General features: G+C 68.1%; 25 protein-coding genes. 10 read left to right on the forward strand and 15 right to left on the reverse strand.

Annotation, left to right across the window (positions count from 1 at the left end; genetic code table 11):
* Positions 1–124: 124 nt before the first annotated feature.
* The 8 genes from NNZ72_RS06775 to NNZ72_RS06810 all read left to right on the forward strand — a co-directional run bounded on the left by NNZ72_RS06775 (position 125) and on the right by NNZ72_RS06810 (position 7,644).
* Entirely contained in the window at positions 125–700 is a 576-nt protein-coding gene (locus NNZ72_RS06775) for a hypothetical protein (protein ID WP_257314372.1), read from the forward strand.
* A gap of 135 nt (positions 701–835) precedes the next feature.
* Positions 836–1,669 carry an RNA methyltransferase gene (locus NNZ72_RS06780; RefSeq protein WP_257314373.1) on the forward strand — a complete coding sequence of 278 codons (834 nt, stop codon included), beginning with the start codon at positions 836–838 and terminating at the stop codon, positions 1,667–1,669.
* Entirely contained in the window at positions 1,656–2,447 is a 792-nt protein-coding gene (gene murI, locus NNZ72_RS06785; RefSeq protein WP_257314374.1) for a glutamate racemase, read from the forward strand. The genes NNZ72_RS06780 and murI overlap by 14 nt, the downstream gene beginning before the upstream one ends.
* Before the next feature lie 95 nt (positions 2,448–2,542).
* A complete protein-coding gene (locus NNZ72_RS06790) occupies positions 2,543–4,054 on the forward strand; it encodes a helicase HerA domain-containing protein (RefSeq protein ID WP_257314375.1) in 1,512 nt (503 codons plus the stop codon).
* A 226-nt stretch (positions 4,055–4,280) separates the two neighbouring features.
* Positions 4,281–4,898 (forward strand): 30S ribosomal protein S4, encoded by a 618-nt coding sequence (gene rpsD, locus NNZ72_RS06795; RefSeq protein ID WP_257314378.1) that lies wholly within the window; start codon positions 4,281–4,283, stop codon positions 4,896–4,898.
* 73 nt (positions 4,899–4,971) lie between these two features.
* On the forward strand, positions 4,972–5,901 hold the full coding sequence (locus NNZ72_RS06800; RefSeq protein WP_257314379.1) for a glutaminase: 930 nt from the start codon (positions 4,972–4,974) through the stop codon (positions 5,899–5,901).
* A 55-nt stretch (positions 5,902–5,956) separates the two neighbouring features.
* Positions 5,957–6,823: a tRNA 2-thiocytidine(32) synthetase TtcA gene (gene ttcA / locus NNZ72_RS06805; protein ID WP_257314380.1), complete on the forward strand. Its 867-nt coding sequence runs from the start codon at positions 5,957–5,959 to the stop codon at positions 6,821–6,823.
* The gene (locus NNZ72_RS06810; protein ID WP_257314381.1) at positions 6,820–7,644 is read left to right on the forward strand and encodes an inositol monophosphatase family protein; all 825 of its coding nucleotides are present in this window, start codon (positions 6,820–6,822) and stop codon (positions 7,642–7,644) included. The genes ttcA and NNZ72_RS06810 overlap by 4 nt, the downstream gene beginning before the upstream one ends.
* A 157-nt stretch (positions 7,645–7,801) precedes the next feature.
* Here NNZ72_RS06810 and NNZ72_RS06815 read toward each other — a convergent pair whose 3' ends face one another.
* The 12 genes from NNZ72_RS06815 to purC all read right to left on the reverse strand — a co-directional run bounded on the left by NNZ72_RS06815 (position 7,802) and on the right by purC (position 16,026).
* Positions 7,802–9,007: a multidrug effflux MFS transporter gene (locus NNZ72_RS06815; protein ID WP_257314540.1), complete on the reverse strand. Its 1,206-nt coding sequence runs from the start codon at positions 9,005–9,007 to the stop codon at positions 7,802–7,804.
* 127 nt (positions 9,008–9,134) lie between these two features.
* Positions 9,135–9,470, reverse strand: a complete 336-nt coding sequence (gene grxD / locus NNZ72_RS06820) for a Grx4 family monothiol glutaredoxin (RefSeq protein WP_257314382.1) — start codon at positions 9,468–9,470, stop codon at positions 9,135–9,137.
* A gap of 153 nt (positions 9,471–9,623) precedes the next feature.
* Complete coding sequence (locus NNZ72_RS06825) at positions 9,624–10,256, reverse strand: LysE family translocator (RefSeq protein ID WP_257314383.1); 633 nt, start codon at positions 10,254–10,256, stop codon at positions 9,624–9,626.
* Between the two features lie 126 nt (positions 10,257–10,382).
* Positions 10,383–10,649: a hypothetical protein gene (locus tag NNZ72_RS06830; RefSeq protein WP_257314384.1), complete on the reverse strand. Its 267-nt coding sequence runs from the start codon at positions 10,647–10,649 to the stop codon at positions 10,383–10,385.
* A 7-nt stretch (positions 10,650–10,656) separates the two neighbouring features.
* Positions 10,657–10,890 carry a BolA/IbaG family iron-sulfur metabolism protein gene (locus NNZ72_RS06835; RefSeq protein ID WP_257314386.1) on the reverse strand — a complete coding sequence of 78 codons (234 nt, stop codon included), beginning with the start codon at positions 10,888–10,890 and terminating at the stop codon, positions 10,657–10,659.
* 19 nt (positions 10,891–10,909) lie between these two features.
* The gene (purL, locus tag NNZ72_RS06840; RefSeq protein ID WP_257314387.1) at positions 10,910–13,147 is read right to left on the reverse strand and encodes a phosphoribosylformylglycinamidine synthase subunit PurL; all 2,238 of its coding nucleotides are present in this window, start codon (positions 13,145–13,147) and stop codon (positions 10,910–10,912) included.
* A gap of 101 nt (positions 13,148–13,248) precedes the next feature.
* A complete protein-coding gene (gene arsC / locus NNZ72_RS06845) occupies positions 13,249–13,596 on the reverse strand; it encodes an arsenate reductase (glutaredoxin) (RefSeq protein WP_257314389.1) in 348 nt (115 codons plus the stop codon).
* Between the two features lie 17 nt (positions 13,597–13,613).
* Positions 13,614–14,006, reverse strand: a complete 393-nt coding sequence (locus tag NNZ72_RS06850; protein WP_257314541.1) for a hypothetical protein — start codon at positions 14,004–14,006, stop codon at positions 13,614–13,616.
* Positions 14,007–14,054: 48 nt separating this feature from the next.
* Positions 14,055–14,726 carry a phosphoribosylformylglycinamidine synthase subunit PurQ gene (purQ, locus tag NNZ72_RS06855; protein ID WP_257314390.1) on the reverse strand — a complete coding sequence of 224 codons (672 nt, stop codon included), beginning with the start codon at positions 14,724–14,726 and terminating at the stop codon, positions 14,055–14,057.
* Positions 14,723–14,980: a hypothetical protein gene (locus NNZ72_RS06860; protein ID WP_257314391.1), complete on the reverse strand. Its 258-nt coding sequence runs from the start codon at positions 14,978–14,980 to the stop codon at positions 14,723–14,725. The genes purQ and NNZ72_RS06860 overlap by 4 nt, the downstream gene beginning before the upstream one ends.
* An 18-nt stretch (positions 14,981–14,998) precedes the next feature.
* Positions 14,999–15,241 carry a phosphoribosylformylglycinamidine synthase subunit PurS gene (gene purS / locus NNZ72_RS06865; protein WP_160872458.1) on the reverse strand — a complete coding sequence of 81 codons (243 nt, stop codon included), beginning with the start codon at positions 15,239–15,241 and terminating at the stop codon, positions 14,999–15,001.
* Positions 15,242–15,261: 20 nt separating this feature from the next.
* Positions 15,262–16,026, reverse strand: coding sequence for a phosphoribosylaminoimidazolesuccinocarboxamide synthase (purC, locus tag NNZ72_RS06870; protein ID WP_257314394.1), 765 nt, complete (start codon positions 16,024–16,026; stop codon positions 15,262–15,264).
* A gap of 218 nt (positions 16,027–16,244) precedes the next feature.
* Between purC and NNZ72_RS06875 the strand changes: the two genes are divergently transcribed.
* A complete protein-coding gene (locus NNZ72_RS06875) occupies positions 16,245–16,565 on the forward strand; it encodes a DUF1476 domain-containing protein (protein ID WP_257314395.1) in 321 nt (106 codons plus the stop codon).
* Positions 16,566–16,623: 58 nt separating this feature from the next.
* Here NNZ72_RS06875 and NNZ72_RS06880 read toward each other — a convergent pair whose 3' ends face one another.
* Together NNZ72_RS06880 and NNZ72_RS06885 are read right to left on the reverse strand one after the other, a co-directional pair.
* Positions 16,624–19,212: a bifunctional diguanylate cyclase/phosphodiesterase gene (locus tag NNZ72_RS06880; protein ID WP_257314396.1), complete on the reverse strand. Its 2,589-nt coding sequence runs from the start codon at positions 19,210–19,212 to the stop codon at positions 16,624–16,626.
* Between the two features lie 88 nt (positions 19,213–19,300).
* A complete protein-coding gene (locus tag NNZ72_RS06885; protein ID WP_257314397.1) occupies positions 19,301–19,861 on the reverse strand; it encodes an RBBP9/YdeN family alpha/beta hydrolase in 561 nt (186 codons plus the stop codon).
* A gap of 193 nt (positions 19,862–20,054) precedes the next feature.
* On the opposite strand from NNZ72_RS06885, the gene NNZ72_RS06890 reads away from it, so the two are divergent.
* The gene (locus NNZ72_RS06890) at positions 20,055–20,858 is read left to right on the forward strand and encodes a DUF2189 domain-containing protein (RefSeq protein ID WP_257314398.1); all 804 of its coding nucleotides are present in this window, start codon (positions 20,055–20,057) and stop codon (positions 20,856–20,858) included.
* 73 nt (positions 20,859–20,931) lie between these two features.
* On the opposite strand, the gene purB is transcribed toward NNZ72_RS06890, so the two are convergent.
* Positions 20,932–22,239, reverse strand: coding sequence for an adenylosuccinate lyase (purB, locus tag NNZ72_RS06895; protein WP_257314399.1), 1,308 nt, complete (start codon positions 22,237–22,239; stop codon positions 20,932–20,934).
* Positions 22,240–22,267 lie beyond the last annotated feature (28 nt).

Here is a 22,267-nt window from a genome sequence, read left to right on the forward strand (position 1 = left end):
CCGACTGGCCCTATAGCACCGCGCGCCCGCAAGGCAAAGCCGACCAAGGACGGAGACGGTTTATTTTCGCGGGGCGCCGCATTAGGGTCGCGCATCGCTTCGCTTCGCCATCGGGAGATCCTCCATGCCGCGTTCCGGCCTCGTCGCGCTCGCTTTCCTCCTGCCCCTTCCGGCGCTCGCCGCCGACGTGCGGGCGCCCGTCGCCGAGATCATGGCGGCGGCCGAGGCCAACTGGCGCGACATGGGCACCGAGAGCGACGAGCCGCCGCCCTATGTCGACTATTTCGGCGAGGATTTCCTCGCCCGCCTCTACAGCCGCGACTTCGTGGCGAAATACCGCGAGGCGGCGAAATATCCCGCCTATGACGACGGCGGCTCGCCCTTCGACTACGACCCGATCATCGGCGGGCAGGACGGCTGCGCACTGAAGGACCTGACGATCGGCGAGGGCAGGCCCGCGGACGGCGGCGCCGAGACGGTGACCGTGACCTTCGACAATTCCCACTGCTTCGGCGAGCGCGCGCTGGACTGGACGCCGGAGACGCTGGTCTTCCGGATCGTCGAGGAGGACGGCCGCGCCGTCGTCGACGACATCGAGCGCCCCGATTTCGAGGAGGACGCGTCGCTGAAGAAGGAGATGGTGGATATCGCCGACTACGGCGCGAAGGACGCCGCCGCCGGCGGTGAGCCCGCCGAATAGCGGTTGCGCTTTTCATTTTCCGCCGATTGTGCCACTGAGGCGCGCGCCGATCGGTCGCCGAGGCCGCCGATCGCGCCACCGAGGCCCGCGCCGGCTGGTCGCCGCGGCCGCGACCCCTTGAAGGACGGAAAGAGCATGGCAGGCACGAACAGCGAGCGCACGCTGATCGCCGAGGGACCGGCGATCATCCTCGTTCACCCCCAGCTCGGCGAGAACATCGGCATGGTGGCGCGCGCCATGGCCAATTTCGGCCTGGCCGAGCTGCGCCTCGTCAACCCGCGCGACGGCTGGCCGAGCGAGAAGGCCGTCTCGGCGGCGAGCAAGGCCGACCACGTGATCGCCGCGGCCGAGGTCTATCCCTCGCTGGAGGCCGCCGTCGCCGACCTCGAATTCGTCTACGCGACGACGGCGCGCGACCGCTACGGCTACAAGGCGGTCCGCTCGCCGGTCGTCGCCGCCGGGGACCTGCTGACGCGGTTCCGGGCGGGGCAGAGGACCGGCATCCTGTTCGGCCGCGAGCGCACCGGGCTCACCAACGAGGAGATCGCGCTTGCCGACGAGCTCGTGACCTTCCCGGTCAACCCGGCCTTCGCCTCGCTGAACCTCGCCCAGGCCGTGCTTCTGATGAGCTACGAGTGGATGAAGAGCGGGCTTGCCTCCGTCGAGACGACGCCCTTTTCCGCCCTGCCGCAGCGGCCGGCGAAGAAGGACGAGCTGCAGGGCCTGTTCGACCACGTCGAGGAGGCGCTGGAGGCGCGCGGCTACTTCCGCCCCGCCGACAAGAAGCCGAAGCTGGTGGAGAACCTGCGCACCATCCTCACCCGGCCCTCCTTCACCGGCTCGGAAATCCAGGTCCTGCGCGGCGTCGTCTCCTGCCTCGATCGTTTCACGCGGGAATCGCCGCGCGGCGCGGCGGCCCCCAACCGCACGCGCAACCGCCGGCCGAAGGTGCCCCGTGACGGCGTCTAGCGCGAAGCCCGTCCTCGTCTTCGACAGCGGCATCGGCGGGCTGACGGTGCTGCGCGAGGCGCGCGTGCTGATGCCGGAGCGCCATTTCACCTATGTCGCCGACGATGCCGGCTTCCCCTACGGCGGCTGGGAGGAGGGCGCGCTGAAGGCGCGCCTCATCGACCTCTTCGGCAGGCTTTTGGCGAAACACGACCCGGAAATCTGCGTCGTCGCCTGCAACACCGCCTTCACGCTCGCGGGCAGCGACCTGCGTGCGGCCTTTCCCGACATGCGCTTCGTCGGCACCGTCCCGGCGATCAAGCCGGCGGCCGAGCGCACGCGCTCCGGCCTCGTCTCGGTGCTGGCGACCCCCGGTACGGTGAGGCGCGCCTATACGCGCGACCTGATCCATTCCTTCGCCCGCCGCTGCGAGGTCAACCTCGTCGGCTCGGAGAAGCTCGCGCGCATGGCGGAGGCCTATATCCGCGGCGAGCCCGTCGCCGACGCGGCGGTGCGCGGCGAGATCGCCCCCTGCTTCGTCGAGGAAGACGGCCGCAGGACCGACATCGTCGTGCTCGCCTGCACGCACTATCCCTTCATGGCGAACGTCTTCCGCCGGCTCGCGCCCTGGCCCGTCGACTGGCTCGACCCGGCCGAGGCCATCGCCCGCCAGGCCCGCCGCCTCGTGCCGCCGCTCGACGGCGTCGCGCCCGGCGAGGACATCGCCGTCTTCACCTCCGCCGGTCCCGATTTCGCTACCTGCCGGCTGATGCAGAGTTTCGGGCTCAGGGTGGTTTGAAACGCCATTCCTGTGGGTTACGCAAAAGGCGCGCGTGACGGCGGGCGATTCGATGCTATGGCTTGCCGGATTCACGAAATGCAACGAGGAACGAGATGAAGGTCGGCATCGACATGGGAACGGTGCAGGGCGGTGCACCGGCCAGGCTCGATATCGAGGAACTGCTGGCGACGCGCCTGCTCGTGCAGGGCAATTCCGGCTCGGGCAAGTCGCATCTCTTGAGGCGCCTGCTCGAGCAGTCGGCCGAATGGGTGCAGCAGGTCATCATCGATCCCGAGGGCGACTTCGTCACGCTGTCGGACCGCTTCGGCCATGTCGTCGTCGACGGCGAGCGCACCGAGGCCGAGCTCGTCGGCATCGCCAGCCGCATCCGCCAGCACCGCGTCTCCTGCGTGCTCTCGCTCGAAGGGCTGGAGGCCGAGGAGCAGATGCGCGCCGCCGGCATCTTCCTCAACGCGCTCTTCGACGCCGACCGCGACCACTGGTATCCGGTGCTCGTCGTCGTCGACGAGGCGCAGCTCTTCGCCCCGTCGGTCGCCGGCGAGGTGTCCGAAGAGGCGCGAAAACTGTCGCTGGGCGCGATGACCAACCTGATGTGCCGCGGCCGCAAGCGCGGCCTTGCCGGCGTCATCGCCACGCAGCGGCTCGCCAAGCTCGCCAAGAACGTCGCGGCCGAGGCCTCCAACTTCCTGATGGGCCGCACCTTCCTCGACATCGACATGGCGCGCGCCGCCGACCTCCTCGGCATGGACCGGCGCCAGGCGGAGATGTTCCGCGACCTGCAGCGCGGCTCCTTCGTGGCGCTGGGGCCGGCGCTGTCGCGCCGGCCGCTGCCGGTGACGATCGGCCCGGTCGAGACCTCGGCGCGCTCCATGAGCCCGAAGCTGATGCCGCTGCCGGACAAGCCCGAGGACGTGGAGGACCTGATCTTCACGCCCGACCCGGAGGAGTTTTCCCGGCCGCTCGTGCGCCGCGCCCCGCCGGCGCCGCGCCCGACGACCGACATCCTCGCCGAACTGTCGCGCGCCCGGCCGGAGCCCGCGGCCGAGCCGGCGAGGCCGTCCGCGCCGGAGATATCGGCGGAGGAACGGGAAAGCCTCATCGACCGGGCGCTCGCCGAAATCCTCGACAATCCGGGCGCCGCCTTCCGGCCCGACGCCGAGCTGTTCCAGGACTTCCTCGTGCGCTGCCGCATCCGCCGCGTGCCGGGGGCGCCCTTGTCGCTTTCAGCCTTCCGCCGCAAGATGGCCGTCGCCCGTTCCGGCGTCGACGCCGGGACGGCGGCGACGGAGACCTGGGCGAAGGCGCTCGATCTTTCCCGCGGCGTGAGCGAGGACCTGCAGGGCGTGTTCCTGCTCGTGGCGCAGGCGGCCGTGCGCGGCCTTGCCTGCCCGTCGGACGCGATGATCGCGCGCGCCTACGGCACCCATTCGACCCGCCGCGCCCGCCGCCTCATCGGCTATTTCGAGGAGCAGGGGCTCGTCGTCGTCCACAGCGACCTCGCCGGCCACCGCATCGTCGCCTTCCCGGACCTCGGCTGCGAGACGCTGCCGGGCGACGCGAACGGGCCGGATCTCTCCGAAAGCCCGCGGGATGCGGCGGAATGAGCGGGATTTCCCGCATTCGCGCGTTGACAAAGCGATGAAATCCCCTTACTCACCCCGCCAGCGCCGGGCAGAAATGTCCGGTGTTTCATTTGACATGTCCCGTGGATTCTCCGGTCGCGATCGGAAGAAGCCTGTCAGGACCTCCCGAAAAGGGGTTCAGAGGAGGGCGTGTTTCCTTCAACCGGTCTGGCAACGGACCGGTCCAACCTGTTGACAAGGAAATGCGATGAGCAAGCGCGCTGCATCCAAGTACAAAATCGATCGCCGCATGGGCGAAAACATCTGGGGCCGTCCGAAGTCCCCGGTCAACCGCCGCGAATACGGCCCCGGCCAGCACGGCCAGCGCCGCAAGTCCAAGCTCTCCGACTTCGGCGTGCAGCTGCGCGCCAAGCAGAAGCTGAAGGGCTACTACGGCGACATCCGCGAAAAGCAGTTCCGCACGATCTACGAGGAAGCCAACCGCCGCAAGGGCGACACCGGCGAGAACCTGATCGGCCTGCTCGAATCGCGCCTCGACGCCATCGTCTACCGCGCCAAGTTCGTTCCGACGGTCTTCGCCGCCCGCCAGTTCATCAACCACGGCCACGTCAAGGTGAACGGCGTTCGCGTCAACGTCGGTTCCTACCGCTGCAAGGCCGGCGACGTCATCGAGGTGCGCGAGAAGTCCAAGCAGCTCGTCTCGGTGCTGGAATCCGTCCAGCTCGCCGAACGCGACGTTCCGGACTACATCGACGCCGACCACAACAAGATGGTCGCGACCTTCGTCCGCGTTCCCGCGCTGTCCGACGTTCCGTACCCGGTCATCATGGAACCGAACCTGGTCGTCGAATTCTATTCGCGCTAAGCGCGACGACACCTTGCCAAAAGCCGAGAAGCCGCCCACAACCGGGCGGCTTTTTCGTTTGGAGGGCAGGGATATGGCGGACCTTCAGGCCATCGTCGAGGAGATCCATGCGGCGCTTTCGCCCCGGCGCGGCGAGGGCAGGGTGGCCGACTACATCCCGCAGCTCGCCCATGTCGATCCCAAGAAGTTCGGCGTCGCCGTCGTCACGGTCGACGGCGCGGTGCATCTGGCGGGCGACGCGCAGGAACCCTTCTCCATCCAGAGCATCTCCAAGGTCTTCACGCTGACGCTGGCGCTCGGCAAGCACGGCGAGGCGCTGTGGAAGCGGGTGGGGCGCGAGCCCTCGGGCTCGGCCTTCAACTCCATCGTCCAGCTCGAGCGCGAGGAGGGCCTGCCGCGCAATCCCTTCATCAATGCCGGCGCGATCGCCGTCACCGACCTGGTGCTCGCCGGCCATACGCCCAAGGAGGCGATCGGCGAGATCGTCCGCTTCCTGCGCTATCTCGCCGACGAGGACGACATCATCGTCGACCAGGCCGTGGCGCGCTCGGAGCAGGCGACGGGCTTCCGCAACTACGCGCTCGCCCATTTCATGCGCTCCTTCGGACGGCTCGACCACCCGGCCGAGCTGGTGCTCGGCGTCTATTTCCACCAGTGCGCGCTCGCCATGAGCTGCCGGCAGCTCGCGAGGGCCGGCCTGTTCCTGGCCGCCAACGGCACCAACCCGCTGACCGGCCACCGCGTCGTGCCGCATCTGAGAGCCCGGCGCATCAACGCGCTGATGCTGACCTGCGGCCATTACGACGGCTCCGGCGACTTCGCCTACCGCGTCGGCCTGCCGGGAAAGAGCGGCGTCGGCGGCGGCATCCTGGCGGTCGCGCCGGGCAAGGCCTCCGTCGCGGTCTGGTCTCCGGGGCTCAACGACAGCGGCAATTCGCTCCTCGGGTCGCTCGCGCTGGAAATGCTCGCCGCGAGGACCGGCTGGTCGGTGTTCGGGGCTTGATTGTGGACCCGGTTCGGGGCATTGCAGGCGCGGACAGGACGATGGACAGGCCGGGATGACGCTCGCATTCACCGAAGCGGACGACGACAGCACGGAAGACGGCGGCGCGCGCCACCCGCTCTTTTCCGACGCGCCGTCGAGCGTGTCGTTCAACAAGCTGCGCAAGCGGCTCCTGCGCCAGGTGCGTCAGGCGATCGACGATTTCGCCATGCTCAAGGGCCAGAGGCGCTGGCTGGTCGGGCTCTCCGGCGGCAAGGACAGCTACGGCCTGCTCGCGCTGCTGATGGACCTCAAATGGCGCGGCCTGCTGCCGGTGGAGCTCGTCGCCTGCAACCTCGACCAGGGCCAGCCGAATTTCCCCAAGCACGTGCTGCCGGCCTATCTCGAATCGATCGGCGTCCGGCACCGCATCGAGTATCGCGACACCTATTCCATCGTCACGGAGAAGGTGCCGGCCGGTGCCACCTATTGCTCGCTCTGCTCGCGGCTCAGGCGCGGCAACCTCTATCGCATCGCCCGCGAGGAGGGCTGCGACGCGCTGGTGCTCGGTCACCACCGGGAAGACATCCTCGAGACCTTCTTCATGAACTTCTTCCATGGCGGGCGGCTCGCCGCCATGCCGCCGAAGCTGCTCAACGACGAGGGCGACCTGATGGTGCTGCGCCCACTCGCCTATGCGGCGGAGGACGACCTTGCGAAATTCGCCGCCGCCATGCGCTTCCCGATCATCCCCTGCGATCTCTGCGGCTCGCAGGACGGGCTGCAGCGCAACGCCATGAAGGCGATGCTCGCCGAGATCGAGGCGCGCATGCCGGGCCGCAAGGACGCGATGCTGCGCGCGCTCGGCCACGCCAACCCCTCGCATCTCCTCGATCCGAAACTCTTCGATTTCTCCTCCCTCGAAAGGGTCCAGACAGAATGACGACGACGATTGACATCAATGCGCTGGCGCTCGTGCTCGCGCAGGCCGCCGAGGCCGAGATCCGCCCGCGCTTCCGCGCGCTCGGCACGGGCGACATCCGCACCAAGGCGGATGCCAACGACCTGGTGACGGAAGCCGACGAGGCGGCCGAGCGCTTCATCAAGCGCGAGGTGGCCGCCCAGTTTCCCGAGGCGCTGTTCGTCGGCGAGGAATCGGTGGCGGCCGATCCGGCGCTCCTGCCGAAGCTCGCCGGGGCCGAACTCGCCATCGTCGTCGACCCGATCGACGGCACGTTCAACTTCGCCTCCGGCGTGCCGCTCTTCGGCGTGATGGCGGCGATCGTCTCCGGCGGCGAGACGGTCGGCGGCATCATCTACGATCCGATGGGCGACGATTTCGTGATCGCCGAGAAGGGCGGCGGCGCCTGGCAGACCGGCGGCCACGAGCCCGCGAAGCGGCTCAGGGCGCGCGGCGGCGCGACGCTGGAGGAGATGACGGGCATGGCCTCGACGAGCTTCATCGAGCGCGACCGGCGCGCCCGCGTGCTCGCCAACCTCGCCAAGGTCGCCTTCGTCGCCAACTACCGCTGCGCCGCGCACGAATACCGCTCGCTCGCCGGCGGCAACGTGCACTACCTCATGTACAACAAGCTGATGCCCTGGGACCATCTCGCCGGCACGCTGATCGCCCAGGAGGCCGGCGCCCACGCCGCGCGCCTCGACGGCTCGCCCTACGAGCCGCGCCATGTCGAGGGCGGGCTGCTGGTCGCGCCGGACCGGGAGAGCTGGGACCTGCTGCGCCGCGAAGTCTTCGTGGATTGAGGAGGGGCCGGCCATGTCACGCGACGGCCGCGGATACCCCTCATCCGGTCCTTCGGGCCACCTTCTCCCCGGCGGGGAGAAGGAGTTGGCCGCGACGTCCCGTTTTCCCCTTCTTCCCGGCGGGGAGAAGGTGCCGGCAGGCGGTTGAGGGGGCTTTTCAGATAGGCGGATTGTGCGGCGTGAACAGCCGCCCCCGCTCGGCGACGAGCACGAAGACGAGGCCGACGGCGGAGACGGCGAAGAAGCCCGCCACCAGCGGCAGCGCCGTGCCGTCGAAGGCCTGGCCGATCGCCGCGCCGATCGCCGTGCCGCCGGCCGTGCCCATGAAGCCGAGCACGGAGGAGGCGGTGCCGGCGACATGGCCGAGCGGCTCCATGGCGAGCGAGTTGAAGTTCGAGCCGATCCAGCCGAACTGGAACATCGCCAGCGCGAACAGCACGATGAAGATCGCGAAGGGCAGGTGGCCCGACCAGGAGAGCGTCAGCACCAGCCAGAGCGCGTTGATGCCGAGGAAGCCGAGAAGCGCCCCGTGCGACAGCTGCCGCATGCCGAAGCGGCCGACGAGCCGGGCGTTGACGAAGGACGACAGCGCCATGAAGGTCGCCACCCCGGCGAAGGCGACCGGGAACCAGACGCCGAGCCCGTAGATGCCGACATAGATCTGCTGGGCGGAGTTGATGAAGCCGAACAGCGCGCCGAAGATGAAGGTGCTCGCCAGCGTGTAGCAGAGCGCCACGCGGTCGGTGAGCACGATGCGAAAGCCCGCGACGACCGAGCGGACCGTGAAGGGCCGCACGTCCTCGGGCGCCAGCGTCTCCGGCATGCGCAGATACATCCAGGCGGCGACGGCGGCGGCCATCACGGCCATGAAGATGAAGATCAGGTGCCAGTCGCCGAAGAACATGATCACCTGGCCCGTGCCGGGGGCGAGCACGGGCACGATCATGAAGACCATCATGATCAGCGACATGATCTCGGCCATCGCCCGGCCGCCGAAGACGTCGCGGACGATCGAGACGGTAATGACGCGCATCGCCGCCGAGCCGATGCCCTGCACGAAGCGCAGCGCCAGCAGGATGGCGAAGGTCGGCGCCAGCACCGCGGCGAGCGAGGAGACGACGTAGATGCCGAGGCCGAAGAACATCGGCGCGCGCCGGCCGAAGCGGTCGGAGATCGGGCCGTAGACGAGCTGGGCGAAGGCGAAGCCGATCAGGTAGGCGGAGATCACGTATTGCCGGTGATTCTCGTTCTCGACGCCGAGGCTCGCGCCGATCTCCTGCAGGCCGGGCAGCATGATGTCGATCGCCAGCGCGTTGAGCGCCATCAGCAGGGCCATCAGGGCGATGAATTCGATCTTGCCCATGCCTTTGAGGCGCTGGGCCGACTCGGGGGAAAGTCCAGACATAGAATTTATTCCAAGAAAGAGAGAAGGCGCCGGTGTGAAGCGGCGCCTTTTTGAAAAGCGTTTCCGGCCTTGGAGCCGGAGGGCGTCAGGCCGCGCCCTTGACGGAAATGCCGCGCTCCTGGAGGTGCGACTGCAGTTCGCCCGACTGGAACATCTCGCGCACGATGTCGCACCCGCCGATGAACTCGCCCTTCACGTAGAGCTGCGGGATCGTCGGCCAGTTGGAATAGTCCTTGATGCCCTGGCGGATGTCGGCGTCGGCGAGCACGTTGATGCCCTTGTAGTCGACGCCCACATAGTCGAGGATCTGCGCGACCTGGCCGGAGAAGCCACACTGCGGGAATTCCGGCGTGCCCTTCATGAACAGGACGACGTCGTTCGTCTTCACTTCGTTGTCGATGAAATCGTGGATGCCACTCATTGCGATAGTCCTTGGCAAGCCGGCGTCAAGGGCCGGTGCAGTGAAACGTCCGTCCTAGATAGCAACGTGGTCCGGCAAATGCCAGAGGTCCCTCAGAAAAAGTGCGGTCTTTCGCCCGGTCCGGACGAGCGCGGCCGACGGTTTCGCGCGCGCCTACCGCCTCGCTTCCGTGGCCATGCGGACGGCGAGGCCGGCCAGGACCGTGCCCATCAGCCACCTCTGCACGACGAGCCAGGTCGGGCGGCGGGCGAGGAAGGCCGCGATCGTGCCCGCGGCGATCGCGATCACCGCGTTGACGCTCACGCTGACGGCGATCTGGGTAAAGCCGAGGACCAGCGACTGGGCCAGCACGCTGCCGTGGTCCGGGTTCACGAACTGCGGCAGCAGCGACAGATACATGACGGCGATCTTGGGGTTGAGAAGATTGGTGAGGAATCCCATCGTAAACAGCTTGCGCGGGCTGTCCTCCGGCAGGTCCTTCACCTGGAACGGGGACCGCCCGCCCGGCTTCACCGCCTGCCAGGCGAGATAGAGCAGGTAGAGCGCTCCGCCGAAACGCAGCGCGTCATAGGCATAGGGAACGGCCATGACGATCGCGGTGATCCCGAACGCCGCGCACATCATGTAGAAGACGAAGCCGAGCGCGACGCCGCCGAGGGACACCAGCCCGGCCGCGCGCCCCTGGCAGATGGACCGGGAAATCAGGTAGACCATGTTCGGGCCCGGCGTCAGCACCATGCCGAGCGCGATGACCGCAAAGGCGACGAGGCCCGTGATGTCCGGCATCGGCAATCCCCCCGTTTTGTATTCTCGCCACAAAAGAGCCGGCGCGGCCGGACACCGTCGCGGTCTCCGGCGGCGAACCGCCGGAACAGCCGTGGTGCGCACGTCCGCACGGCTCGGTTTCCGCCTTCAGCCCCGACGCGTCTTCTTCTTCGCCGCGGCTGCCGCAGTCCGCTTGGCCGGTTTCTTCGCGGCGCTGCCGCGCGCCGGCTTGGCGGCGGTCTTCTTCTCCGGGGCCAGCGCGGCATCGAGGATATCGGACAGAAGGCCGCCGGAGGCCTTCTTGCGGGTCCTCGCCGTGCCGGCCGCCGTCCTGCCGATGCCGACCTTCCTCAGCACCTCCTTCACGGCCGCGTCGACCACGCCGTCGACGAGTTGCTTGATGAGGCCGGCCATGGGTCCGCTACTCCGGGACGGAGGTCTGGAGGGCGAGGGCGTGCAGGATGCCGCCCATGTTGCCCTTCAGCGCGTCGTAGACCATCTGGTGCTGCTGGACGCGGGTCTTGCCGCGGAAGGCCTCGGCGACGACCTCCGCGGCATAGTGGTCCCCGTCGCCGGCAAGATCGCGGATGACCACCCTCGCGCCGGGAATGCCGGCCTTGATCAGGTCTTCGATATCGCCGGGTGACATAGGCATGTGAACTGCTCCCTTATCGTTATTCCGCGGCGGCAGCGGCGGTGCCGTTGCCGTCCATGAACTCAGGGAACCACGATTCATGGGTCCGGCGCAATTGCTCAATGGGCAGCGACAGCAGGCCGTCCACGACGAGCCTGTCGCCGCCGACCGTGCCGATGCGGCGGAAGGGCACGCCGGCGCCTTCCGCATTGGCGCAGACGAAATTGGCGAGGTCGGCCGGAACGGCGACGACGTAGCGCGCCTGGTCCTCGCCGAAGAGGAGCGCGTGCGCCGGGCCCTGGGCCTCGGAGAGATCGACGGACGCGCCCTTGCCGGAGGCCATCGCCATCTCGGCGAGCGCGACCGCGAGCCCGCCGGAGGAGATGTCGTGGCAGGCCGTCACCTGGCCGTTGCGGATCGCCGAGCGGATGAAGTCGCCGTTGCGGCGCTCGGCGTGGAGGTCGACCTCCGGCGCGGGACCGTCGACGATGCCGAGCACGTCGCGCAGATAGACCGACTGGCCGAGATGGCTGCCGTCGCCGCCGATCACGACGAGCTGGTCGCCGTCCCTGGCGCCGCCGATGCGGGCCATATGCTTCCAGTCGGGCAGCAGGCCGACGCCGGCGATCGTCGGGGTCGGCAGGATGGCGACGCCGTTCGTCTCATTGTAGAGCGAGACGTTGCCGGAGACGATCGGGAAGTCGAGCGCTCGGCAGGCTTCGCCGATGCCCTCGATCGCCTTGACGAACTGGCCCATGATCTCCGGCTTTTCCGGATTGCCGAAATTGAGGTTGTCGGTGGCGGCGAGCGGCTCGGCTCCCGTCGCGGTGATGTTGCGCCAGCATTCGGCGACGGCCTGCTTGCCGCCCTCGAACGGATCGGCCTCGACATAGCGCGGCGTCACGTCGGAGGAGAAGGCGAGCGCCTTCGACGGATGGCCCTCGACGCGCACGACGCCGGCATCGCCGCCCGGAAGCTGCAGCGAATTGCCCTGGATCAGCGTGTCGTACTGCTCGTAGACCCAGCGGCGGCTCGACTGGTTGGGCGAGCCGACGAGCTTCAGGAGCGCCAGCCCGTAGTCGTTCGGCTCGGCGACGAGCGAGGCGGGAAGGGCGCCGGGCTTGCCGGGCTCGCGCCACGGCCGGTCGTATTCCGGCGCCTCGTCGCCGAGCTCCTTGATCGGCAGGTTCGCCACTTCCTCGCCCTGGTGCAGGATGCGGAAGCGCAGGTCGTCCGTCGTCTTGCCGACCACGGCGAAGTCGAGACCCCACTTGACGAAGATCGCCTTGGCTTCCTCTTCCTTCTCGGGCCTGAGCACCATGAGCATGCGCTCCTGGCTTTCCGACAGCATCATCTCGTAGGCCGTCATTCTCTCCTCGCGCACGGGCACGCGGTCGAGGTCGAGCTCGATGCCGAGGTCGCCCTTGGCGCCCATCTCGACGGCCGAGCAGGTGAGGCCGGCGGCCCCCATGTCCTGGATGGCGATGACGGCGCCGGTCTGCATCAGTTCGAGGCAGGCCTCCAGCAGGCATTTTTCCGTGAAGGGGTCGCCGACCTGCACGGTCGGGCGCTTCTCCTCGATCGATTCGTCGAATTCGGCAGACGCCATGGTGGCGCCGCCCACACCGTCACGGCCGGTCTTGGCGCCGAGATAGACGACCGGCAGGCCGACGCCCTCCGCCTTGGAGTAGAAGATCGCGTCGGACTTGGCGAGGCCGGCGGCGAAGGCGTTGACGAGGATGTTGCCGTTGTAGCGGGCGTCGAACTCGACTTCCCCGCCGACCGTCGGCACGCCGAAGGAATTGCCGTAGCCGCCCACGCCGGCGACGACGCCGGAGACGAGGTGGCGGGTCTTCGGATGGTCCGGCTCGCCGAAGCGCAGCGCGTTCATCGCCGCGACGGGGCGCGCGCCCATGGTGAAGACGTCGCGCAGGATGCCGCCGACGCCCGTTGCCGCCCCCTGGTAGGGCTCGATATAGGAGGGGTGGTTGTGGCTCTCCATCTTGAAGACGACGCAGTCGCCGTCGTCGATGTCGACCACGCCGGCATTCTCGCCCGGACCCTGGATGACGCGCGGCCCCTTGGTCGGCAGCGTGCGCAGCCACCGCTTCGAGGACTTGTAGGAGCAGTGCTCGTTCCACATGGCGGAAAAAATGCCGAGCTCGGTGAAGGTCGGCTCGCGGCCGATCAGCGCGAGGATGCGGTCGTATTCATCCGGCTTCAGCCCGTGGGCGGCAATCAGCTCCGGGGTGATCGGGCGGGTGTTCGAAAGGGTCATCGTCGCTCGTCTCGTGGTCGGCGGGGAGGCTTTGCGGTCTCTTTAGCCCATGCGGCCGGACGGTGCGACAGGAAAATGCCGCCGTCAACATGGGGCAGGGCTCAGAGGATGTCGAGCACGCGTTCCTTGGGGCGGCAGAGACGCACGCCCTTCTCGGTGATGACGATCGGCCGTTCGATCAGCCGCGGATTTTCGAGGAGCGCGTCGAGCAGGTCGCGGTCGTGGAGCGCGGGATCGAGCAGGCCGAGCTCGGCGGCGAGCGGTTCCCTTGCGCGCAGGATGTCGCGCGGCGAGGCCTCCATCGCCACCAGCATGGCGACCATGTCCTCGCGGGTCGGCGGCGTTTCGAGATAGGCGACGATCTCCGGTTCGATTCCGGCCGCGCGGACCATGTCCAGCACCGCACGGGAGGTGGAGCAGGCCGGATTGTGCAGGATGCGCGCCTTCATCTCCGGTCTCCGTCCCTTCAGCAGCCCTTGCCGCCGGCTGCCCAGCGTTTCACGTCGGTGGCGATGCGGGTGCCGACCGGCTCGCCCATCAGCGGCCCGAAGGCGTCGAGCCTGGCGGGGCTTCCCTCCGCCTGCACGACGAGCAGCGGCCGCGCCTCCGGCGACTGGCGATGGACGACGAGGATGCGCGGCCGGCCGGAGAAGGAGTTCAGCTCCGGCGCCAGCCGGTAGGCCTTGAAGGCGGGGTCGCCGGCCTTGAACCAGCAGGCGTTCGCGCCGAGCGCGACGCGCTCCATCGTCGGCAGCGCGGCCGAGCCCGCGCTCGGCGCCGGCGTCTTCGACTGGCAGGCGGCGACGAGGAGCGCGGCGGCGAGCGGCGGCAGCAGTTTCACGATCTGGCAGGGACGCATGGCGGGGCTTTCTGAAAGGGACATGCGCCCCTGTCTAGCGGGAACCGGTTAAGCGGCGATGACGTCGAGCGCCGAGGCGAAGAGGCCGCGGCCGTCCGTGCCGCCGTGGGCGGCCTCGATGAGGTTTTCCGGATGCGGCATCAGGCCGAGCACGTTGCCGCTGGCGTTGATCACGCCGGCGATGTCGTTGATCGAGCCGTTCGGGTTGGTGCCCTCGGCATAGCGGAAGACGACCTGGCCGTTGCCCTCGATCGCCGCCAGCGTCTCGGCGTCGGCGAAATAGTTGCCGTCGTGATGGGCGACCGGGCAGCGGATGATCTGGCCCTTCTCGTAGGCGCGGGTGAAGGCCGTCTCGGCGTTGACGACCTCAAGCCTGATCTCGCGGCAGACGAATTTCAGCGAAGCGTTGCGCATCAGCGCGCCGGGCAGCAGGCCCGCCTCCAGCAGGATCTGGAAGCCGTTGCAGACGCCGAGCACCTTCACGCCGGCCTCGGCCTTCGCCTTGATCGCCTGCATCACCGGCATGCGCGCGGCGATCGCCCCGCAGCGCAGGTAGTCGCCGTAGGAGAAGCCGCCGGGGATGACGATGAGGTCGACGTCCGGCAGCTCCGTCTCGGTCTGCCAGACAGTGACCGGCGCATGGCCGCAGATTTTCGTCAGCGCCGCGATCATGTCGCGGTCGCGGTTGAGGCCGGGAAGCTGGACGACGGCGGATTTCATGGGTGTGGCTCAAACCTTGCCTGGGCCTCGGCGAGTTCACGCAGTTCGAGGCGGTTTTCGATACGGTCGAGGCGATCCTCATGCCGGCTCAGAACACTGTAGATATTCTGGATGTCCTTTTGCATCGAAATCACCGTGCCGCGGAGCGCATTGATCTCCGCGCGTATTTCGGATTGCCCCTGCTTCAGGCTTTGCGTGTCGGCCTGAATCTTCTTCAGAAGCTCGAACATCAATTCCTGGGTAACCTTGGACATATGCCACCCTTTCAACCATCAGGCGAGGGCGATAGTATAGTTCTCGATAACGGTGTTGGCCAGCAGCTTCTCGCACATCGCCTTGAGGTCGGCTTCGGCCTTCGCGCGGTCGGCGGTCTCGAGCTCGAGGTCGAAGACCTTGCCCTGGCGGACCTGGCCGACGCCGTCGAAGCCGAGGCTGCCGAGCGCGCCCTCGATCGCCTTGCCCTGCGGGTCGAGCACACCGTTCTTGAGCGTGACCGTTACGCGTGCCTTGATCATGTGCCTGTTCTCTTCCAATCCTATTTCACGAGCACGGGGCCGGTGCCGCGCACGGGCTCGTTCTCGTTGATGATGCCGAGGCGGCGGGCCACTTCCTGGTAGGCCTCGACGAGGCCGCCCATGTCGCGGCGGAAGCGGTCCTTGTCCATCTTCTCCTGGGTGGCGATGTCCCAGAGGCGGCAGCTGTCGGGCGAGATCTCGTCGGCGATGATGATGCGCATCATGTCGCCCTCGTAGAGGCGGCCGCACTCGATCTTGAAGTCGACGAGCTGGATGCCGACGCCGAGGAAGAGGCCGGAGAGGAAGTCGTTGACGCGGATGGCGAGCGCCATGATGTCGTCGAGCTCCTGCGGGCTCGCCCAGCCGAAGGCGGTGATGTGCTCCTCGGAGACCATCGGGTCGTCGAGCGCGTCGGCCTTGAAGTAGAACTCGATGATCGAGCGCGGCAGCACGGTGCCTTCCTCGATGCCGAGGCGCTTGGACAGCGAGCCGGCGGCGACGTTGCGCACGACCACTTCCAGCGGGATGATCTCCACTTCCTTGATCAGCTGCTCGCGCATGTTCATGCGGCGGATGAAATGGGTCGGGATGCCCATCTTGTTGAGCTGCGTGAAGATGTATTCGGAGATCCGGTTGTTCAGCACGCCCTTGCCGTCGATGACATCGTGCTTCTTCTTGTTGAAGGCGGTGGCATCGTCCTTGAAGAACTGGATCAGGGTGCCCGGCTCAGGACCCTCGTAGAGAATCTTGGCCTTGCCCTCGTAGATACGGCGGCGACGGTTCATGGATTTTATCTCTGTTGTTGGCGCGCTTGGGGCTCGCGCAGGTGTCGTTCGTTCCGGGCTCCATAAACGAAATGCCGCGCTTTCACAATCGGCGTCTCGAGCGATCCCCCTTTTTCCGGACTGCGGCGCGGTAACGAAAGTTCGCATTGCACTTTTGCCGGTGTTTTGATTAATGGGCGGGAAAGCCCATATGGAAGAGAATCTGACGGGAGCCATAGATGACCAGCATACAGGATCGGCAGAAGGCCTTCGAGGCCAAGTTCGCGCTGGACGAGGAACTGCGTTTCAAGGCCGAGGCGCGCCGCGCCAAGCTGGTGGGCCTGTGGGCCGCCGGCCTTCTCGGCAAGACCGACGCGGAGGCCGACGCCTATGCGAAGGACGTGGTCGCCGTGGACTTCGAGGAAGCCGGCCAGGAAGACATCGTGCGCAAGATCAAGGCCGATTTCGACGCGGCCGGCGTCGCCCGCAGCGAGGACGACATCCGGGTGCAGCTCGTCGAGCTGCTCGCCGTGGCGGTGGCGCAGGTCGAGGCCGGCTGACCGCTCCGTTCCTTTGCTGCTTGAACCGAAGGCCGCCCCTGGGCGGCCTTTTTCGCGCCTAGCGGGCGACGGAGCGGCGCAGCTCCGCCTGGATGTCGCAGACGTTGCCGGCGGCGGAACGCCATTCCTGCCGGGCGACGAAATCCGGAATGGCCGCGGCCGGGATCGGCCGGGCGAGCGCATAGCCCTGCAGCACGTCGCAACCGAGGTCGCGCAGGATCGCGACATGGCTCGGCGTCTCCACGCCTTCCGCCACCACCTCGATGTTGAGCGAGCGGCCGATCTCGATGATCGTGCCGACCAGCTTGCGCTGCCCCGGCGAGCGGTTGACCGGCTTGACGATCTCGCGGTCGATCTTCAGCCGGCGCGGGCTGAGCTTGAGCAGGCTGACGATGGAGGCGTGGCCGGTGCCGAAGTCGTCGATCTCGATGTCGATGCCGAGCCGGCGCATCTCCGCGAGGTTCTCCAGGACGACGCGGTCGCAGTCGTCGAGGAAGATCGATTCCAGGAGCTCGAAGGAGACCGACTTCGGCTGGATGTCGAGCGAGCGCAGCGAGCGGGCGAGATCCGGGTCGTGCAGGCGCTTGGAGGAGACGTTGGCCGAGATCTTATTAATACCGAGCCCGAGCGCCTTCCATTCGGCGAAGTCGGAAAGCGATCTTTCCAGCACGATGCGGTCGATCGTCGCCACGCAGCCGAGGTCCTCGGCGATCTTGAGGAAGGCGTCGGGCGCGAGGATGCCGCGCGTCGGGTGATCCCAGCGGGCGAGCGTCTCGACGCCGACGATGTCGAGCGTGCGGGCGCAGAACTGCGGCTGGTACCAGGGCAGGAAGCGGCGCTGCTCGATGCCGGTGAGGATCTCGTCGGCCGTCTGCTTGTTGACGATGATCTGCGCCTGGATGTCGCTGGTGAAGAATTCGTGGCGGCTGCGGCCGCGGTTCTTGGCGCGGTAGAGCGCGAGGTCGGCATTGACGAGGAGCTGGCGCGGGTCGATCGTCGCGCCGGACTGGCTGGCGATGCCGACGCTGGCGCCGAAGCGGCAGACGTGACCCTCGAACAGCACCGGCTTGCGCATCGCCTCGACGATCTCCTCGGCGAGCGTGGCGAGGTTGCGCCCGCCCGAGCCCTGCGAGAGGAAGACGAACTCGTCGCCGCCGATGCGGGCGACGAAGTCGGACGGACCCTTCAGCGCATTGAGCACGCCCGCCGCATGCATGAGCATGCGGTCGCCGGCGAGATGGCCGAGCGTGTCGTTGATCTCCTTGAAGCGGTCGAGGTCGATGTGGAGCACGGCGAGCCGGTCGCCGTTCTCGCGTGCCCTGACCGCCGCCGCCTCGATCGTCTCGTCGAGGAAGCGCCGGTTCGGCAGGCCGGTCAGATGGTCGTGCAGCGCGGTGTACTCGATGCGCTCCTTCGCCGCCTCGAGCTCGCGGTTGCGCGCCTCGGCCAGCACCTTGGCGCGCTGCAGCTCCTCCTGCAGGCGCACGTCCTCCGTCACGTCCCAGTTGGCGCCGATCAGCCGCGGCACGCCGGCGAGGTCGACGTAATAGGCGGCGCGGCCGCGGATGTGGCGGATTTCGCCGTCGCCGCGCACGATGCGGAACTCATTGGCGAAGTCGCGGCGCTGGGCGACGGCCTGCGCCACCCGCTCGCGCGCCCGCGCGCGGTCCTCCGGATGCAGCGCCGCCTCCCAGGCGTCGTCGTCGGGCGTCGCCGCGAAGCCGTACATCTCGATCATCCGGTCGTCCCACTTCGACTCGCCGGTCCTGAGGTTGACCTCGAAGACGCCGATGTTGGAGATGCCGAGGGCGAGCTCCAGCCGGCGCGACATGTGGGCGAGGCGTTCCTCCGCCTCCTTGCGCTCGGTGATGTCGGTGTCCGTGCCGGCGATGCGGCTCGGCTTGCCGTCCGGGCCGTATTCGACGACGGCGCCGCGGCTCTCGATCCAGACCCAATGGCCATCGCGGTGCTTCTCTCGGTAGGCGAAGACGCTGAACGGCGCCTCGCCCGTCTCCTGGCGACGGATCTGCTCGCGCACATGGGCGTGGTCGTCGGGATGGACGGTCTTGATCCAGCTTTCCAGCGCCGGCTCGATCGGATCCTCGGGCTTGAGGCCGCGGATCGCGCGCCACTGGCGGGAATAGAACAGGTCGCCGCGCGTGAAATCGTGGTCCCAGACGCCTTGGCCGGCGGATTCGAGGGCGTGGTTCCAGCGGCTCTCGCGCTCGGCGAGCTCGAGCGCGTTGCGCTTGCGCTCGTCGACGTCGACCGTCTGGACGATCAGGGCGGGGCCGTCCTCCCCGCCCGGGAGAAAGGGCGGCTCGATGAACGAGGCCAGCACCCAGAACTCGCTGCCGTCGGCGCGCCGGAAGCGCAGCTCCCACGGCGTCTGCCCGGGCAGGCGCGATTGCCGCGCGACGGAAAGCACGGCGCGATCCTTCGGCGACACGGCCTCCTCGAAAGGCGGCAGGTCGGCGATCCCCGCCGCGCCGAAGGGGCGGAGGAACGCCGCGTTCGCCTCGACGATGCGTCCTTGCCCGTCGATCGCCGCGTAGCCGAAGCCGGATCTGTCGAGGAGGTGCCGATGCGACGGCGCGCGGTCTGCTTCTCGCACGGGAATGGAGGTCGAACCGGATGGTTTGGCCATGAGATGCGGCGCCTGCTTGTAACTCGACCCTCGCAAGGTGGAGGAATTGTATGAAATTCCCCTTAATCGAGGACTCTCGGATCTGGGGTCAGGCGGGCGGCTTCAGCCGGCTCAGGAAGCGGGCGAAGACCATCGTGCCCTCCGGCCAGGGGCCGTGGCCGGACTCCGTGTTGATGTGGCCGGAAGGGCCGGCGTCGAGCAGCAGCGAGCCCCAGGCGGCGGCGATGTCGTCGGCGTGCTCGTAGGTGCCGAACGGGTCGTTGCGGCTGGCGACGACCAGCGAGGGGAAGGGCAGCGGATCGCGCGGGTAGGGGCCGAAGGTCATCAGGTGCTTCGGGCGGATCGCCGGATTGGCGACGTCGGGCGGTGCGACGAGGAAGGCGCCGGCGACCTTGCCGCCGAGCTGCGGCACGGCATGGACGGCGGCGGCGACGCCCAGCGAATGGGCGACCAGCACCACCGGCCGGGTCGCGGCGGCGACCTCCTCGACGACGCGGGCGACCCAGTCCTCGCGCACCGGCTTCGACCATTCGGCCTGCTCGACGCGGCGGGCGGTCGCGAGCTTGCCCTGCCAGCGGCTCTGCCAGTGGTCGGGTCCGGAATTGGTGTAGCCGGGGACGATGAGGATGTCTGCTTCGGAGGCTTTCATGCGCCGGCATGTGCGTTCACGAAGAGCTGAAGTCAAGAGGGGAGGACAAGCGGCCGCCCCGGTGTATACTTGCGCTTCATCAATGCCAGTCGCGGAGCCCGTCACGGGCGGCCGGGGTGGCGGACGATCGCCCTCCACCCGCAGCCCAGCGTGGCGGCTCCTGCCGGCGGCAGAACCGGCAAGGAGGACTACCATGGCGACGTTTCATGTGATGGCGGGGCCGGACGAGATGGTCGCGCGTCCGGCGATCCGGCGGATCGGCTTTTCCGACGTCTTCGACGCGTTGTCCCGCGGCTTCGACGATTTCCGCGCCAGGCCGTCCCACTACGCCTTCCTGTGCCTGATCTATCCGATCTGCGGCGTCGTGCTCGTCACCTGGAGCTCGGGCGCCAACATGCTGCCGCTGATCTTCCCGCTGATGGCGGGCTTCGCGCTGCTCGGACCCTTCCTCGCGGTCGGGCTCTACGAGATCAGCCGGCGGCGCGAGCTCGGGCTCGATGCCTCCTGGCGGCATGCGCTCGCGGTGCGCCATTCGCCGGCGCTGCCGGCGATCCTCGCCGTCGGGGCGATGCTGACGGTGCTGTTCGTCGCCTGGCTGCTGGTGGCGCAGGACCTCTATGTGAGCCTCTTCGGGCCGGAGCCGCCGCAATCGCTGGCGCTGTTCCTCGCCTCGATCTTCGCCCGCGAGGAGGGCACGCTCCTGATGCTGGCCGGCAACGCGATCGGCTTCTGCTTCGCGCTGGTCGCGCTGTCGACCACGGTGATCGCCTTCCCGCTGCTGATCGACCGCGACGTCGGCGCCGTCTCGGCGGTCGCGACCTCGCTGCGCGCGACGCTGCTCAACCCGGCGCCGGTGGCGCTCTGGGGCCTGATCGTCGCGGCGCTTCTCGTCGTCGGCACGATCCCGCTCTTCGTCGGCCTCGCCGTCGTCATGCCGATCCTCGGGCACGCGACCTGGCATCTCTACCGCAAGCTGGTGGCGGACGAGCGCGCTTGAAGGGCGTTCCGTGAATGCGGGCGCCCTCCGGAGGGGAGCGATGGCGCCACCGGCGCCATCGCCGCCGGCCCGGCTATGCCGTGCCGAAGACGCGGCGGAAGATCGTGTCGACGTGCTTGGTGTGGTAGCCGAGGTCGAATTTCTCGCGCAGGTCCTCCTCGGAAAGCGCGGCGCGCACCTCCGCGTCGGCGAGCAGCTCCTCGAGGAAATCCTTGCCCTGTTCCCAGACCTTCATGGCGTTGCGCTGGACGAGGCGGTAGCTGTCCTCGCGCGAGACGCCGGCCTGCGTCAGCGCCAGCAGCACGCGCTGCGAATGGACAAGCCCGCGGAACTTGTCGAGGTTCTTCATCATGTTGTCGGGATAGATCACCAGCTTGTCGATGACGCCGGCAAGCCGGTTCAGCGCGAAGTCGAGGGTGATGGTCGTGTCCGGACCGATGCCGCGCTCGACGCTCGAATGGGAGATGTCGCGCTCGTGCCAGAGCGCCACGTTCTCCATGGCGGGCGTGACGGCCATGCGCACGAGGCGGGCAAGCCCCGTCAGGTTCTCGGTCAGCACCGGGTTGCGCTTGTGCGGCATGGCCGAGGAGCCCTTCTGGCCGGGCGAGAAATATTCCTCCGCTTCCAGCACCTCCGTCCGCTGCATGTGGCGGATCTCGATCGCGACGTTCTCGATCGACGAGGCGATGACGCCGAGCGTGGCGAAGAACATGGCGTGGCGGTCGCGCGGGATCACCTGGGTCGAGACGGGCTCCGGCACGAGGCCGAGCTTCGCGCAGACGTGTTCTTCCACGCGCGGGTCGATATTGGCAAAGGTGCCGACGGCGCCGGAGACCGCGCCGGTCGCGACCTCCGCGCGGGCGGCGACAAGGCGGGCGCGACCGCGCGCCATCTCGGCATAGAAGCGGGCGAGCGTCAGGCCCATCGTCGTCGGCTCGGCATGGATGCCGTGGCTGCGGCCGATGCGCACCGTGTCCTTGTGCTCGAAGGCGCGGGCCTTCAGCGCGGCGAGCAGTCGGTCCATGTCGGCGATGAGGATGTCGGCGGCGCGCACGAGCTGGATGTTGAAGGTCGTGTCGAGCACGTCCGACGACGTCATGCCCTGGTGCACGAAGCGGGCGTCGGGGCCGACGATCTCGGCGAGATGCGTCAGGAAGGCGATGACGTCGTGCCTGGTGACGGCCTCGATCTCGTCGATGCGGGCGACGTCGAAGGTGGCAGCCCCCCCTTTCTCCCAGATCGTCTTCGCCGCTTCCTTCGGGATCACGCCGAGCTCGGCGAGCGCGTCGCACGCATGCGCCTCGATCTCGAACCAGATGCGGAACTTCGTTTCGGGCGACCAGATGGCGACCATGTCCGGTCGGGAATAGCGAGGGATCATCGGCTCGGGACTTTCTTGGGCTGGGAGA

The organism is Shinella pollutisoli (assembly GCF_024609765.1).
In the GTDB taxonomy this organism is placed as follows: Bacteria; Pseudomonadota; Alphaproteobacteria; order Rhizobiales; family Rhizobiaceae; genus Shinella; species Shinella pollutisoli.